The 13,792-nt window shown below is 37.0% G+C and carries 15 protein-coding genes, 1 tRNA gene and 1 pseudogene; 13 read left to right on the top strand and 4 right to left on the bottom strand.

Annotation, left to right across the window (positions count from 1 at the left end; genetic code table 11):
- Positions 1 to 180: pseudogene (locus AACY61_RS01295) on the top strand (acetyl-CoA carboxylase carboxyl transferase subunit beta); the annotation flags it as partial.
- A gap of 77 nt (positions 181 to 257) precedes the next feature.
- Here AACY61_RS01295 and AACY61_RS01290 read toward each other — a convergent pair.
- Positions 258 to 1,076 (bottom strand): hypothetical protein, encoded by an 819-nt coding sequence (locus AACY61_RS01290; protein WP_339609422.1) that lies wholly within the window; start codon positions 1,074 to 1,076, stop codon positions 258 to 260.
- 165 nt (positions 1,077 to 1,241) lie between these two features.
- Here AACY61_RS01290 and rpsO point away from each other — a divergent pair, with 165 nt between their 5' ends.
- From rpsO to AACY61_RS01230, 12 genes are all read left to right on the top strand, one after another.
- Positions 1,242 to 1,511 (top strand): 30S ribosomal protein S15, encoded by a 270-nt coding sequence (rpsO, locus tag AACY61_RS01285; protein WP_339609420.1) that lies wholly within the window; start codon positions 1,242 to 1,244, stop codon positions 1,509 to 1,511.
- Between the two features lie 160 nt (positions 1,512 to 1,671).
- The gene (locus AACY61_RS01280) at positions 1,672 to 3,891 is read left to right on the top strand and encodes a polyribonucleotide nucleotidyltransferase (RefSeq protein ID WP_339609418.1); all 2,220 of its coding nucleotides are present in this window, start codon (positions 1,672 to 1,674) and stop codon (positions 3,889 to 3,891) included.
- A 131-nt stretch (positions 3,892 to 4,022) separates the two neighbouring features.
- Positions 4,023 to 5,057, top strand: a complete 1,035-nt coding sequence (locus AACY61_RS01275) for a hypothetical protein (RefSeq protein ID WP_339609416.1) — start codon at positions 4,023 to 4,025, stop codon at positions 5,055 to 5,057.
- A gap of 29 nt (positions 5,058 to 5,086) precedes the next feature.
- A complete protein-coding gene (locus AACY61_RS01270; protein WP_339609414.1) occupies positions 5,087 to 5,299 on the top strand; it encodes a hypothetical protein in 213 nt (70 codons plus the stop codon).
- 32 nt (positions 5,300 to 5,331) lie between these two features.
- Complete coding sequence (locus AACY61_RS01265) at positions 5,332 to 5,661, top strand: hypothetical protein (RefSeq protein ID WP_339609412.1); 330 nt, start codon at positions 5,332 to 5,334, stop codon at positions 5,659 to 5,661.
- A gap of 66 nt (positions 5,662 to 5,727) precedes the next feature.
- Positions 5,728 to 6,261, top strand: coding sequence for an RNA polymerase sigma factor (locus tag AACY61_RS01260; protein WP_339609410.1), 534 nt, complete (start codon positions 5,728 to 5,730; stop codon positions 6,259 to 6,261).
- 11 nt (positions 6,262 to 6,272) lie between these two features.
- A complete protein-coding gene (locus tag AACY61_RS01255; RefSeq protein ID WP_339609408.1) occupies positions 6,273 to 7,652 on the top strand; it encodes a hypothetical protein in 1,380 nt (459 codons plus the stop codon).
- Between the two features lie 240 nt (positions 7,653 to 7,892).
- Positions 7,893 to 8,756 (top strand): sigma-70 family RNA polymerase sigma factor, encoded by an 864-nt coding sequence (locus AACY61_RS01250; protein WP_339609406.1) that lies wholly within the window; start codon positions 7,893 to 7,895, stop codon positions 8,754 to 8,756.
- Between the two features lie 375 nt (positions 8,757 to 9,131).
- Entirely contained in the window at positions 9,132 to 9,791 is a 660-nt protein-coding gene (gene rpe / locus AACY61_RS01245) for a ribulose-phosphate 3-epimerase (RefSeq protein ID WP_339609404.1), read from the top strand.
- On the top strand, positions 9,784 to 10,761 hold the full coding sequence (locus AACY61_RS01240; RefSeq protein WP_339609402.1) for a YpdA family putative bacillithiol disulfide reductase: 978 nt from the start codon (positions 9,784 to 9,786) through the stop codon (positions 10,759 to 10,761). Before rpe ends, AACY61_RS01240 begins: the two co-directional genes overlap by 8 nt.
- Positions 10,762 to 10,802: 41 nt before the next feature.
- Positions 10,803 to 11,039, top strand: a complete 237-nt coding sequence (locus tag AACY61_RS01235) for a hypothetical protein (protein WP_339609400.1) — start codon at positions 10,803 to 10,805, stop codon at positions 11,037 to 11,039.
- A 64-nt stretch (positions 11,040 to 11,103) separates the two neighbouring features.
- On the top strand, positions 11,104 to 11,415 hold the full coding sequence (locus AACY61_RS01230; RefSeq protein ID WP_339609424.1) for an amino acid permease: 312 nt from the start codon (positions 11,104 to 11,106) through the stop codon (positions 11,413 to 11,415).
- Between the two features lie 307 nt (positions 11,416 to 11,722).
- On the opposite strand, the gene AACY61_RS01225 is transcribed toward AACY61_RS01230, so the two are convergent.
- The 3 genes from AACY61_RS01225 to AACY61_RS01215 all read right to left on the bottom strand — a co-directional run bounded on the left by AACY61_RS01225 (position 11,723) and on the right by AACY61_RS01215 (position 13,763).
- On the bottom strand, positions 11,723 to 12,595 hold the full coding sequence (locus AACY61_RS01225; protein ID WP_339609398.1) for a zinc-dependent peptidase: 873 nt from the start codon (positions 12,593 to 12,595) through the stop codon (positions 11,723 to 11,725).
- Positions 12,596 to 12,764: 169 nt separating this feature from the next.
- Positions 12,765 to 13,301, bottom strand: a complete 537-nt coding sequence (locus AACY61_RS01220; protein WP_339609396.1) for a hypothetical protein — start codon at positions 13,299 to 13,301, stop codon at positions 12,765 to 12,767.
- 388 nt (positions 13,302 to 13,689) lie between these two features.
- Positions 13,690 to 13,763 (bottom strand) — tRNA-Arg (locus tag AACY61_RS01215).
- Between the last annotated feature and the right edge of the window lie 29 nt (positions 13,764 to 13,792).

The raw sequence follows: 13,792 nt of genomic DNA, 5'->3' as shown, positions 1-13,792 counted from the left end.
GCAGGCCCCAGGGTGGTTAGAGATACTACTGGAAAAGAACTTCCAGATGGTTTCCAAACAGCAGAATTTTTGCTTGAGCACGGTTTTCTTGACTTTATCTCCCACAGAAAGGATCTTAAGAAAAGTATTAACCTTTATCTGGATTTGATTTTAAACCGTCCCATCCGGAAATCTGCTTAAATCAAAAAGATATTCACAAATCAAAAAAAGCTGTATGGTATCATACAGCTTTTTTTGTAAGTATTATAACGGAAGTTTTACCCAATTATGATGGTATATTCTATCCCGTTATGGATGAGCGTAACAATATTATCGCAGGTACCATCTCCATAATCTAGTAAAGCAAAATGGCCTTCTTGAGTGATTTCAATGTTTCCGCTTACCACTATAGCGCAATTTGCTTTTTTAACAAGGGTTTCCACTACTTCTCCTATCCTGTTAAAACCATTTGAAAATAACGTGTCCCAGTTTCCCGTGATATGGAAAACATTATCAAGCCAGGTTCCTGAACCTACTCCTTCTACCCATTCCGCAACGCGAAACCCCGAACGGGTCGCAGTAATGCTGGAATCAGGAAAGCCAACAGTTATGGTTTCATTAACAGTGGACTGAGGGTTGCCATTTTGATTTTCAAAAAGTCGCTCTATTTGACCCCCTCCTGAAACAGGGTGCTCATTATAAGAATATTCGTCAAATGAATAATCAATAATGCGCGTGTTATTTTGTATAGGACCATATGTTAGTAGTACCTTGCCGGTGACAAAAGCTCCGTTTGGTAAAGTACAACCCTCTCCAAAATCAATAATAAGTTCAAAATTTTCACCTTGTTGTGAGATGGTAAATACAGCACAAGGAGGGAAAAAACTGTTTGTCCTACCCTCTTCTTCTTCAGCATAAGCAGTTTCCATAATATTAAGTGTGCCTTCAAATACTTCATCAACTTCTGCAGCTCTTTGTGTATTCTCCTGTGAAAATTCCGGCGTCTCATTGTCAGTATCGTTTTTACTACAGGAAAAAAACAAAACACTGAAGCATAAAAAAATTAAAAACTTGGATTTAAAAAGTGATACGTTCATAAGTTTATTTGTTTAGATTTGTTAATCTTATAACTCCAAAATTCAATTTTTATTTTAAAAAATTGCTTTCCAAATATTTATATAAACAAATAATTTTCATTACTTTTGCCGACTGATTACCAAAGTGGTAAATCAATACATAAAAATCATTTAAATAATATTGGCATGTATCCAACTAAAGAAGACAAAACAAAAATTTTTGAAAAACACGGTAAATCTAAAACAGATACCGGGTCAGCTGAAGGGCAAATAGCTTTATTCACTGCGCGCATTGAGCATTTATCACAACACCTCAAAAAGAACATTCACGATTACAACACAGAACGTTCTTTGGTAAAACTGGTAGGTAAAAGAAGATCTCTGTTAGATTATCTTATGAAAAAAGATATCATCAGATACCGTGCTATCGTAAAAGAATTAGGATTAAGAAAATAATATTAAATGGGGCTTTATGCCCCATTTTTTTATAATACCTGCCACAGGCAGTTTCTGAAAAAGCTACACCTTTAGTTTTTCATTGGTCAACACTACTACACAACACAACGACCATTGTTTAACCAAGCAAACACTATTGTTTGTTTATTTATAATTTATTATGATACCAAAAGTTTACAAAGAGGTTATAGACCTTGGTGATGGTAGAACAATTTCTATCGAAACCGGAAAATTAGCAAAACAAGCCCATGGGTCTGTTGTTGTGCAAATGGGAGACACTATGTTACTTTGTACCGTAGTTTCATCTTACAAAGAAAGTACGATGGATTTCTTTCCATTGACAGTTGATTACAGGGAAAAATTTGCCGCTGCAGGTCGTTATCCCGGCGGTTTCTTCAAAAGAGAAGCGAGACCCAGTGATGGCGAAGTATTAACAATGCGAATTGTTGACCGTGTTTTACGTCCGCTTTTCCCTTCAGATTACAAAACCGAAACTCAGGTGATGATTCAATTGATGTCTCACGACGAAGAAGTCATGCCCGATGCACTTGCCGGATTGGCCGCTTCTGCAGCCATTCAATTGTCTGACATCCCTTTTGAATGCGCCATTTCTGAAGCCCGTGTGGGTAGAATCAATGGCGAGTTTATATTGAACCCAAGCCGCAGCCAGTTGCTGGAGTCTGATATCGATATGATTATTGGTGCTTCTGCAGATTCTGTGATGATGGTGGAAGGTGAAATGAAAGAAATTTCAGAAGAAGAAATGGCAGAGGCCATTAAATTTGCTCACGAAGCCATTAAAGTACAATGTGCAGCTCAAATCAGATTGGCTGAAGCCTTCGGTAAAAAACCGGTTAGGGAATATGAACCCGCAAAAAGCGACGAGGCTATTGAAGCTAAAGTACGTGAAGCAGCCTACCAAAAAATATATGACATCGCCAAAGGAGGTCACGGCAAAAGAGAACGTGGTGAAGCTTTTTCAGCTGTTAAGGACGAAGTGATGGCTTTGTTTACCGAGGAAGAGCTGGAAGAAAGTCAAGGTTTAATTAAAGCCTACTTCAATAAAGTTGAAAAAGAAGCGGTAAGGGAATTAACACTTGCCGAAGGTATACGACTAGACGGTAGAAAAACAACAGACATACGCCCTATATGGTGTGAGATTGACTATCTACCTTCTGTTCACGGTTCTGCTATTTTTACCCGTGGGGAAACTCAGGCGTTAGCTACAGTAACTTTAGGAACTTCCAGAGAGTCCAATATGATTGATATGCCCACCCATCAAGGCGAAGAAAACTTCTACTTACACTATAACTTCCCTCCTTTTTGTACCGGTGAAGCTTACCCAATCAGGGGAACCTCTCGCCGTGAAATTGGTCACGGAAACTTGGCTCAACGCGCTTTAAAAGGAATGATCCCTGATGAGTGTCCATACACTGTAAGAATTGTCTCTGAAGTATTGGAATCAAACGGTTCATCTTCAATGGCAACAGTTTGCGCCGGGACAATGGCATTGATGGATGCTGGTATCCAAATGAAAAAACCGGTGTCCGGTATTGCTATGGGATTGATTTCTGATGGTGACCGTTATGCAGTTCTTTCAGATATTCTTGGTGATGAAGACCACCTGGGTGATATGGACTTTAAAGTAACAGGAACGGCAGAGGGTATCACTGCCTGCCAAATGGATATTAAAGTAAAAGGAATGCCTTACGAAATTTTAGTGAACGCTCTAAAACAAGCTCGTGATGGTCGTTTACATATTTTGGAGAAACTAATCGAAACCATTCCTGCACCTAATGCTGATGTAAAACCACACGCTCCAAAAATCATTACTAGAATCATACCTAATGAATTCATAGGTGCATTGATAGGACCCGGTGGAAAAGTAATTCAAGAATTACAAAAAACTACAAAAACGACTATTGTAATCAATGAAGACCCGGTTACTGAAGAAGGTATTGTGGAAATTCTTGGAACAAGCCAGGAAGGCATTGATGCTGTTTTAGCAAAAATTGATTCCTTGATGTTTAAGCCCGAAGTAGGTGGAACTTATAAAGTAAAAGTGATTAAAATGCTTGACTTTGGTGCTGTGGTAGAATATCTTGACGCTCCCGGAAATGAAGTGTTGTTACACGTTTCAGAATTGGCGTGGGAACGCACCGAAAATGTTTCAGACGTTGTGAATATGGGTGACGAATTTGAAGTGAAATACTTTGGCGTAGACCCAAGAACACGTAAGGAAAAAGTTTCGCGCAAAGCCTTGTTACCAAAACCTGAAGGCTATACTGAAAGACCTCCTCGTGATCGTAACGATAGAAATGACCGTGGAAGAGATTCCAGAGGAAGAAATGACAGAGATCGCAAACCGAGAAGGGACTAATCTTTCTCTCAAATTACTTATAGAAGCACCTCTAAATTTTTAGAGGTGTTTTTTTTTGATTTGTACGCAACCTTTTTAAAAAGTCAAGACTATTAAGGAAAGAAGTCTTTTGAAAGTTTAATTGTTTTATTATGAAAAATTATAGAAAGCTAATAGTCTTACTATTGATTCTCCCTTTTTTGGCATGTGAAAATGAGCCTGTTGATGAAATTGGTTATACAACAGATTATATATTAGTGGATTCAGAATTATACCACCTTATGAAACGAGTCGTGGAACCGGAGTCTGATGAAGGCATATCTTGTATTCAATTCAACTATTCATTTCCCATCTTTGTTTTTGATGGCAACCAGGAATTCCTTCGGGTTGAAGGTGTCAACAACAACGAAGAATTCATATTTCTTTTGGAAAATCTCGAAGCAGACGAGTCCATTAGTTTAAGTTTCCCAATGAGCGGCACAACAACCAGTGGTGATTGGATTGAAATCAATACCAACAGTGAGCTAAAGGAAGCCATTGAGAATTGTCTTAAAGAAGAAATTATTGGTAATTGCAACCAAACCCTTTGTGAATTACAATGCGCCTGGGTAATCACTGCTTTCAGCAACACTTCCTTTGAAGGGGCCTATTTTAGAAATAATACTGACGGTACATTCAACCTCTACCATACCACAAATGTTTATTTTGGAACCTGGACCACTTACTTTATAGAAGATCAGTTATACATAAATATGCATTTCATTGATGAAGGTGTTGTAGCCGAGGCTTTTAACTTTGAATGGGAACTGGATTATAGTTCAGATGAACTCATGACACTTACTGCAGAAGGTCAAACCCTTTCAATCGGTAAAGACTGTGAGCTTCCTTGCTTTGAGGAAAATTATACTCTTTGTGAAATAGAAGGCAGTGAAGGAACGGCAAATTTCGCTCTACAGCAATATGTATTGTGTTTTGGGTATAATTATGGAAATAGCGCCAATCACCCCCTTGAATTTTCATTTTATGAAACTTTGGAGGATGCACAAACCGGTAGTAACCAAATATCCTCAACATCTTATAACAACATTGAAAATCCACAAACTATTTATTTCAAATCTTTGGATATGCTAACGGGTACAACTACAGGCTTTGGCTCTTTTAATATTGAAGCAATTCCTTGTAATTAATTTTTTAATAAACGATACATTCAACTAAAATGAAAAATATCTTATTTATATTACTTGCTGTTATTTTTACCACAATTTCTTGTTCAAGTGATGATGATGCAGTAAATCTATCTATTGGAGATGAACACCAAGGAGGTATTATTTTTTACCTCGATGAAACCGGGGAGAGTGGATTGATTGCATTGCAACAAGATAAGAGACTGAATGGGGATGTACAGGAAATGAAGAACCTCTGGCACTGAATGAAGGAATAGGTTTTGGCGAACAAAACACCTTGGCAATTGTAACTTATTGTGATGACGAACATTTTGCGGCAAAGCTTTGTTTTGAAATAGATATGAATGGGTTTGACGATTGGTTTTTACCTTCTATAAATGAATTGGAACTTGTTTACGAACATCGCGATCTTATCGGAAATTTTTCAGACGAATTTGCTGTATATTCAAGTTCTACAGAAGGTTGGCCAAATACTCAAGAAGATTGCACCCTCCTCTATCTTAGAACCTTTGTTTTTGATATTAGTGACAACGCAATTATCGGTGAGAGAAAAATATTTTCAAGTAAACTAAGTTCACACAAGGTAAGACCTGTTCGATCCTTTTAACATTAAAAAATTATATATTTTAAACCAGCTTTTAATAAAGGAAAGCAGAGGTAAAAGTTAAACTATTTGAATTTAGAAGAATTAATAAAGGCCTGTAAGAAAAACGACAGGAATGCACAAAAAGAACTCTACAATCGATATAAAGCGGTTCTTTATTTGGTGTCTTTAAAATATTGCCGGAATAATCAAGATGCTGAAGACAATCTGCATGACGCCTTCATTTCAATTTTTAATACCATAAAATCATTTAAAAACAAAGGCTCTTTTGAAGGTTGGTTAAAACGAATCACTATAAATAAAGCCATTGATAAATATAAAAAAGGGAAATCAACCGTATCAACTGAAATAAAAGAAGCTCTTTTAGAAGACACCTCAATTGAAGAAGATAAAATAAACATTCCTTTTGAAACTCTACTCAAGTTAATACAGAAATTGCCAGATCAATATAGGATTGTTTTTAGTCTCTACCAACTTGATGAATATTCCCATAAAGAAATTTCAAAAATGTTATCCATTTCAGAAGGGACATCAAAATCTAATTTACACCGTGCAAAAGCACTACTGAAGAAATATATTTTAAAAGCTGGTTTTAAATTATAAACCAATCAAGAATGAGAAATAAAGAAGACATAGGAAAGCTCATAAAAAAACGATTTAAGAGTGTTGAAATATCACCGAAAGATTCGCTTTGGGATAAAATTGACACAAGCCTTCAGAAGAGAAAAAGGAAAAGAAGAGCCCTGCTTTTTTTATTATTTATAATTGCTGCTATAGGACTTTCTACCTACTATTATACAAATTACAATCCATCTAACATTGTAAATACTTCCCCAAATAGTGATTTAAAAAATAAACTCAGTCCAACCAATTCGATGACTGAAACTCAAAATATTACCAAACAAGTTGGGAATACTACTGATCAGGAAAACATTTCCAATCAAGAAAATTTAGAAAAAATAAATACAGACAAATTGACTCAGGAAAGTAATAAGTCTCCTCAAAAAATATTTTCTGAACAGTTTAAAAATAAAGTAGACACTAAAACGAATAAAAGTTCTAAAACAAAAAATGTAACACTTAAAAATGAAGAATATACTCAATCATCAAAGAAAGAACTTACTGAAAATACAACAACATCTAAAACGGATATTTCAGATACTATAATTCAAGATCAAGTTTCTGATACTTTAAATAAGACAAAGAACCTCAAAATGAACATTCCAAAAAACGTCACTAAACAAAAAAGAGAGCGCATTCAAAAAGACAGTACTAATAGTAACGAGCAAACAATTAATAACATTGAATCAAAAAAATGGGCACTTACATTAACAGGGGGTACTTCTTACCTCAATTCTTTCAATAGAGGGTCAATTATTGATTCACGACTTGACACATACAATAGGGAAGGTACACTTGATTTTTCTTATGGTTTAGCGATTCGTTTTGAGCTTTCAAACAAATTTACAGTTAGTTATGGAGCAAATAAATCAGCGTTTAGTTATGAGACTCAAAACGTTCCGTCTTCAGATGAAATTGAAATAACTAGAATTTTAAGCTATACTGATAGATCCTTCGGAAATACAACTACAAGTGCTGAGATTTCAAACTTCCTGGATGGAGAGAATCAAACTGACTTACTACATCAAATTGAATATATTGAAATGCCGCTATTATTACACTATAAACTTATTGATAAACGATTAGGAGTTCACACACTTGGTGGTTTTAGCACTTATTTACTCAATAAAGATCATTTGTATGTTCAAAATGATCAAGAAAAAAGGCTTAAAATTGGTAATTCAAAAAACCTGATTGCAACAAGATTAAGTTTTAATATAGGTGTGGGAGCATATTATACAATCTCTGACTATTTTATGATAGAACTAAACCCTACTTTAAAATACAACTTTACAAAAATTAGCAGCAGGTCAAACGGTGATAATCCTTTTGTCATTGGGGTTTTCACCGGATTGACCTATAAAATATTCTAACAGTTTGAAATTATTTCGTACTTCCTGTAACATTTTCTCTTCTTCTGACGTATAACCATAAGAAGAAGATTATAAAATCACTATTTAAGACTTGTTACAAAATAGCATTTACTGAAAAGACGCTTCCGGAGAAGCAAGGGTTTTACTCTTAGTCGGTAGTAATATAGAGTGAACCCGATCGATCTAAATAAGTAAACAAAGTATTTTGTGACAAGTCTTTTTAAACTGTAAACAAGTTACATGAGACAGCTCAAAATTACCAAGCAGGTTACCAACAGAGAAACCGCATCCTTAGACAAATATCTACAAGAAATAGGAAAAGTTGACTTAATCACCGCAGACGAAGAAGTTGAATTAGCACAAAGAATTAAAAAAGGCGACCAGCGCGCATTGGAGAAATTGACCAAAGCCAATTTACGATTTGTTGTTTCGGTTGCAAAACAATACCAAAACCAAGGATTAACCCTTCCTGATTTAATCAATGAAGGAAACTTAGGTCTCATAAAAGCTGCACAACGTTTTGATGAAACACGTGGTTTTAAATTCATTTCATATGCCGTTTGGTGGATTCGTCAATCCATACTTCAGGCACTGGCAGAACAGTCAAGAATTGTTCGTTTGCCTTTAAATAAAATTGGTTCCATCAACAAAATCAATAAAACATTTGCTTTTTTAGAGCAATCGCATGAGCGCCCACCTTCAGCTGAAGAAATCGCAAAAGAATTGGATATGACTATCAATGACGTAAAAGAGTCAATGAAAAACTCTGGCCGTCACGTCTCTATGGATGCACCTCTTGTAGAAGGTGAAGATTCAAACCTATATGATGTTTTACGAAGTGGTGAATCACCAAATCCTGACAAAAACTTATTACACGAGTCTTTGCGTACCGAGATAGAACGTGCTTTGGAAACTCTCACTCCTCGTGAAGCAGATGTCATCCGTTTGTATTTTGGTTTGGGTGATCAGCACCCTATGACCCTTGAAGAAATTGGAGAAACTTTTGATTTAACCAGAGAGCGTGTGCGTCAGATTAAAGAAAAAGCAATCAGACGATTAAAACACACTTCAAGAAGTAAAATAATGAAAACCTATTTAGGGTAATTTATTCAAATACTATTATTGGTATTATTATTGCCCTATTAAGATAACAAACAGTTATCACTAACTGTTCGTTTTTTGATTGATGAATGAATCCCCGGCTGATTACCGGGGATTTTTTATTATTTCCGCAAAGGCAGAAATCTTTTAAATCAAAAATTCCAAAGTTTTAATTATTCTTCTCCACTCACAATCCAAAGTCAAGTTAATCTTTTCCTGCACAACGGGCAACTAAGCGATTATTTTTCTCCCGCAGATAGCGCAGAAGGTGCAGATAGATGCTCATAACATATTTAGTTTTGGCTAATATGTCTTATAATAGACAACAACAAGTACTCTTCTACATAACTTTAATATCTTTGTAAAAACAATCTTAACATGAGCATCAAAATAGCCCCCTCCATCCTCGCCGCCGATTTTGCCAACCTGCAACGCGACATCGAACTAATCAACCAAAGCGAAGCACACTGGTTTCATATCGATATTATGGACGGGGTATTTGTCCCCAACATTTCTTTTGGCATGCCTGTTCTGCAAGCCATCACCAAACACGCTAAAAAAACCATTGATGTACACTTGATGATAGTGGATCCCGACCGTTACATCAAGACATTTGCAGATTTAGGTGCAAACATCTTGACCGTGCATTACGAAGCTTGCAACCATCTTCATAGAACGCTGCAAGCCATCAAAGCCGAAGGCATGCAAGCAGGTGTGGCACTAAACCCGCACACCAATGTTTCGTTGCTGGAAGACACCATCAACGACATTGACCTGGTTTGCTTAATGAGTGTCAACCCCGGATTTGGCGGGCAAATTTTTATTAAAAACACTTACAAAAAAGTAAAGCAACTCAAGGAAATTATTAAGAGAAACGGTGCTTCAACCAAAATTGAAATAGACGGTGGTGTTACCGATGAAAATGCTTCAAAATTAGTTGAAGCTGGCGCAGATGTACTGGTGGCTGGGAGTTTTGTGTTTCGTTCTGAGAATCCTTTAAACACCATAAAATCCCTAAACAGTCAAGTGAATGGGTAATGTCAGGTATTATGACGTCCTCATTATCGGCGCCGGTCCCATTGGCATTGCCTGCGCGCTGGAATGTAAAAAAGCAAACCTCAGCTATGTGGTGTTGGAAAAAGGCACCCTGGTTAACTCGCTTTACAACTACCCATTGGATATGACCTTCTTCTCCACTTCCGAAAAGTTGGAGATTGATGACATCCCCTTTATGAGTGTCAACCCCAAACCCAAACGCATTGAAGCGTTGGAGTACTATCGACGTGTTGCCACCGGCAACAACCTTCATATCCGGTTATTTGAAAAAGTGCTTTCAGTTGAAAAAAATGAGGGTGTTTTTACAATACTATCTGAGAAAACAACTTATAAAGCAACCCACCTGATTGTTGCTACCGGTTTTTATGACATCCCAAAACTATTGAACGTTTCCGGAGAAAACTTGCCCAAAGTAAGCCACTACTACAAAGAAGCCCATTTCTACACCATGCAAAAAGTGATTGTGGTGGGAGCAAGCAATTCTGCAGTGGATGCCGCCCTGGAAATCTGGCGAAAAGGCGGTGAGGTAACTATGGTTGTGCGCGGGAAAGGCATTGGTGACCGTGTGAAATACTGGGTGAAACCTGATATAGAAAACCGCATTGCAGAAGGTAGCATCAAGGCCTATTTTGAATCTGAACTGGAAGAAATTAAAGAAAATGAAGTTACTATCAGCACCCAAAAAGGCAAGGTGACCCTGCCCAACAATTATGTCATTGCTCTGACCGGTTACCGCCCCAATTTTGAGTTTTTGGAAAAACTGGGTGTTAAGCTCTCAAAAGACGGCAAATACTACCCAACCTACAATGAACAGACGATGGAAACCAATCTCCCCGGACTTTACCTAGCCGGCGTGATTTGTGGTGGGATGGATACGCATTTGTGGTTTATTGAAAATTCTGTGATACACGCCAAGCAAATTGTAAATCATATCGTTTCAAAAAACATTTAACTCTAAAGCAGTTTAATAAAGTTGTATAAAAAATCAATTAAATGAAAAATCCTTATAAGCAGTTAGTTCGCAATTTAGGATTGGCAGATGTCGTTGGTGTTGGTTTGGGGGCTATCATTGGTGCCGGTGTTTTTGTGGTCACCGGTGTAGCGGTCGACATTTCCAGCCCGGTGTTTTTAATTGGTCTTTTTATCGCAGGGAGTATTGCTACTTGCAACGCCTTAAGTTTTGCTCAGCTTGCTGCACAATTTCCATATGCCGGCGGAACTTATGACTAAGGCAACCGTTTATTGAGCCCTCTTGTTTTTGCCTTTACAGGCTACGCACGCATAGCTACCCTATCTGAAGAAGTTAAAGACCCCAAAAACAATCATTATTACTATTGTTACTACAGGGATACTTTACGGGCTGGTTTCAATAACTGGAATAGGTGTCATAGGTTTTGAGGCTATGGCAAAAAGAAAGGCGCAATTACAATTGGTTGCTGCTGAACTGCAATCTCCTTTATTTGAGACCATCATTGCATTGGGTGCCTACACAGCTATGTTGGGGGTTTTGTTCAGTCAGATTCTAGGCATCAGCCGGATGCTTTTTGCTATGGGCCGCAACACTGATTTCTTTCCCATTTTTCAAAAAATTAGCGAAAAAAAATAAAGTTCCCTTAGTAGCCAACTTGTTTAACTCAATTGTTATTGGTTTACTAACCTTTTTCGGAACCTTTACTTTTGTCCTTGCTTCAGCAGCTTTTACTATTTTGTTTTATTACAGTATTACCAATATTGCGGCGTTCAAACAAGACAAATCTAAGCGTTTATACCCTCAATGGACACCTATTTTAGGGCTTATAGGCTGTTTTATCAATGGCTGTTTCACTTGAGTGGAATATCATTATCTCAGGATTAATACTTTTAATTGTTGGGTTTATTTTTCGTTTTATCCTACACAGGTACTTGAATAAAAATCAATAATCTGCAAAATTGAAATTCAGCATTTTCTTTTTGAATTTATAAAGTTCTGGAAAATGCTGTTTGAGATCTGTGGGTGATTCAAAAAAATACTCTGCCAACACAGCCATAAATTCATATTGGTTTGTAAACGCATAAGCCCTGAAAAACCGTGTGTTATCAAGCTTATCCTTCAACTCCTGGTTTGTTAAGCGTTTCAGGATGTTTTTAAAATGTTTCATAAATCGTGCAGAATCAGGATCTTTACCCGTCATTGCTTCCAGTTGCATGGCGTGCATAAACTCGTGAATGCCCAGATTCAGATTATCATTTGTGATTTCATATCCTTTTTCAAAATCTTCCCACGAAAGGGCCAGTACTTTGTGTTTTGGATTGAATTCACCTTTGTGATAGGCATCGTTTGCCTTGCTATAAAATTCTCCCGGATAGACTAGAACAGATTCTATTAGTCCATAGTTGTAATTTTTCCTTCCAAAACTTAGCATACAACCCACTGCAGAAATTAATACTTTTTGGATATCATCAACATGAAAGCCATCTCTTCCAATGAAATGTTTGGTTTTAATAAAGGTCGCTACACGATGTTCAAATTGGCGTTTATGTTTTTTGGATAATTTATTGTAAAATGAAAATTCTGAGCGTAAAACACTTTTTTGGGTGGTGTTTAATTTTCTGTAAACAAAATAATGCCTAAGTAAAGGCTTATCAAAGTAAAGGGTGTAATGATGCTCAAAAACCCTGAAGAGAAACAAAAATATGCCTAGAAAGACAATACCATAAGCATAAGGCGCAAGCCAGTTCTGGTTGTCTTCAGGGGCAAGAAACTGTAACATAAAAGAAAAGGAATCCATTGCCGGAGTTTCATTCATTAACGCTAGCCAGAAGAAAATCGTATTCTTTTATTTTGGAAACTTAAAAACATGGGCGTTCATATAGTTTCCATACACTATCCATACACCATCTATTAAGTATCTATTAAGTATCTCCTTAGGATGACCCGTCCGACCCGTCCTGAAATAGCAGAAAATGAAAAGGGCGCTAATCTCTTTTAGAGGAGTCTCCCACAAAGTTTTGCGAACTGTTTTTAAACAAAATATTGAAAGTGGTTAAGCTTCCGTAGCAACGTGTGATGTATTGTTGCAAATCAATTTTAAGATCAGCATCGAGGTCTTTGGAAGCGTTTATTTTTTGCTCCATTACACGCAGGCGGTCCCGTAACATCACTATTTTATTAAAAAAGGTATCGATGGGTACTTCTTTTGAAGAAAGGGTTTTATCTTTAGGCTGAAGAATCATTGTACCGCTGCGCCATTTATCGGCTATGGGAACCACTTCAGTGATGTCGCTCCATCGTTTCAGGATGTCTCTGAGTGATTCTTCCACTTCAGAAAAACTTACGGTGTCTACTTCGTCTTCCACTGCTTCTATGACTTCAAAATCATCGTTGACCGGAATGGTTTCCAAACCATTTTCCAAAAAGGTGACCCAATACATTTTTGAGGTGACGTTTGTCACTACTCCTTTTCCGTAAGAAGAATGGTTAATTCTTGACCCTATGCCTAAAATTTTATCCATTAATATTTTTTTTACGAAGAAAATACTTTTTTGTATAGCTTACAATAAAATTACAAAAAATAGTTCTATGAAAAAGAGCGTTAGTAGCTATTAAGTAATTCAGCTTAAACATGATTAGTACATGAATTACCTTTTGTGATTCTTCAAAACTCTGCTTTGAAAATGTTGCAAACAAAAAAACTCAGTAAACTTGGCGTTTTAATTAATATTTATAGTAAAAAAGGGATTACCTACGGTGTTCCCTTGACGCTCCCCTTTGCAAATAGAAAGTCCGCCGTTAATCGCCGTCGGTTTTTTAATATTACTGCAAGATTGGAAAGCTTTGGCTTTCCATCGCTTCATAAAACAAAAAAATCCGCTCTTACCAGAGCGGACTTTCTGCTTGTAGTGACCGCGGAGGGATTCAAACCCCCAACCCTCAGAGCCGAAATCTGATATTCTATTCAGTTGAACTACGCGGCCTAAAACATTCCCGCGAAGGCGGGAATCTC

The sequence above is a fragment of the uncultured Planktosalinus sp. genome (assembly GCF_963973675.1).
GTDB lineage: Bacteria > Bacteroidota > Bacteroidia > Flavobacteriales > Flavobacteriaceae > Planktosalinus.
This window is presented reverse-complemented; position numbering and strand designations above follow the sequence as displayed.

Excerpts from the sequence above, each read along its gene's own strand:
- AACY61_RS01270 (WP_339609414.1), top strand. The coding sequence starts at position 5,087 with ATGAAAAATATCTTATTTATATTACTTGCTGTTATTTTTACCACAATT.
- AACY61_RS01255 (WP_339609408.1), top strand. The coding sequence starts at position 6,273 with ATGAGAAATAAAGAAGACATAGGAAAGCTCATAAAAAAACGATTTAAG.
- AACY61_RS01290 (WP_339609422.1), bottom strand. The coding sequence starts at position 1,076 with ATGAACGTATCACTTTTTAAATCCAAGTTTTTAATTTTTTTATGCTTC.
- AACY61_RS01250 (WP_339609406.1), top strand. The coding sequence starts at position 7,893 with ATGAGACAGCTCAAAATTACCAAGCAGGTTACCAACAGAGAAACCGCA.
- AACY61_RS01235 (WP_339609400.1), top strand. The coding sequence starts at position 10,803 with ATGAAAAATCCTTATAAGCAGTTAGTTCGCAATTTAGGATTGGCAGAT.
- AACY61_RS01240 (WP_339609402.1), top strand. The coding sequence starts at position 9,784 with ATGGGTAATGTCAGGTATTATGACGTCCTCATTATCGGCGCCGGTCCC.
- AACY61_RS01275 (WP_339609416.1), top strand. The coding sequence starts at position 4,023 with ATGAAAAATTATAGAAAGCTAATAGTCTTACTATTGATTCTCCCTTTT.
- rpe (WP_339609404.1), top strand. The coding sequence starts at position 9,132 with ATGAGCATCAAAATAGCCCCCTCCATCCTCGCCGCCGATTTTGCCAAC.
- rpsO (WP_339609420.1), top strand. The coding sequence starts at position 1,242 with ATGTATCCAACTAAAGAAGACAAAACAAAAATTTTTGAAAAACACGGT.
- AACY61_RS01280 (WP_339609418.1), top strand. The coding sequence starts at position 1,672 with ATGATACCAAAAGTTTACAAAGAGGTTATAGACCTTGGTGATGGTAGA.
- AACY61_RS01225 (WP_339609398.1), bottom strand. The coding sequence starts at position 12,595 with ATGAATGAAACTCCGGCAATGGATTCCTTTTCTTTTATGTTACAGTTT.
- AACY61_RS01220 (WP_339609396.1), bottom strand. The coding sequence starts at position 13,301 with ATGGATAAAATTTTAGGCATAGGGTCAAGAATTAACCATTCTTCTTAC.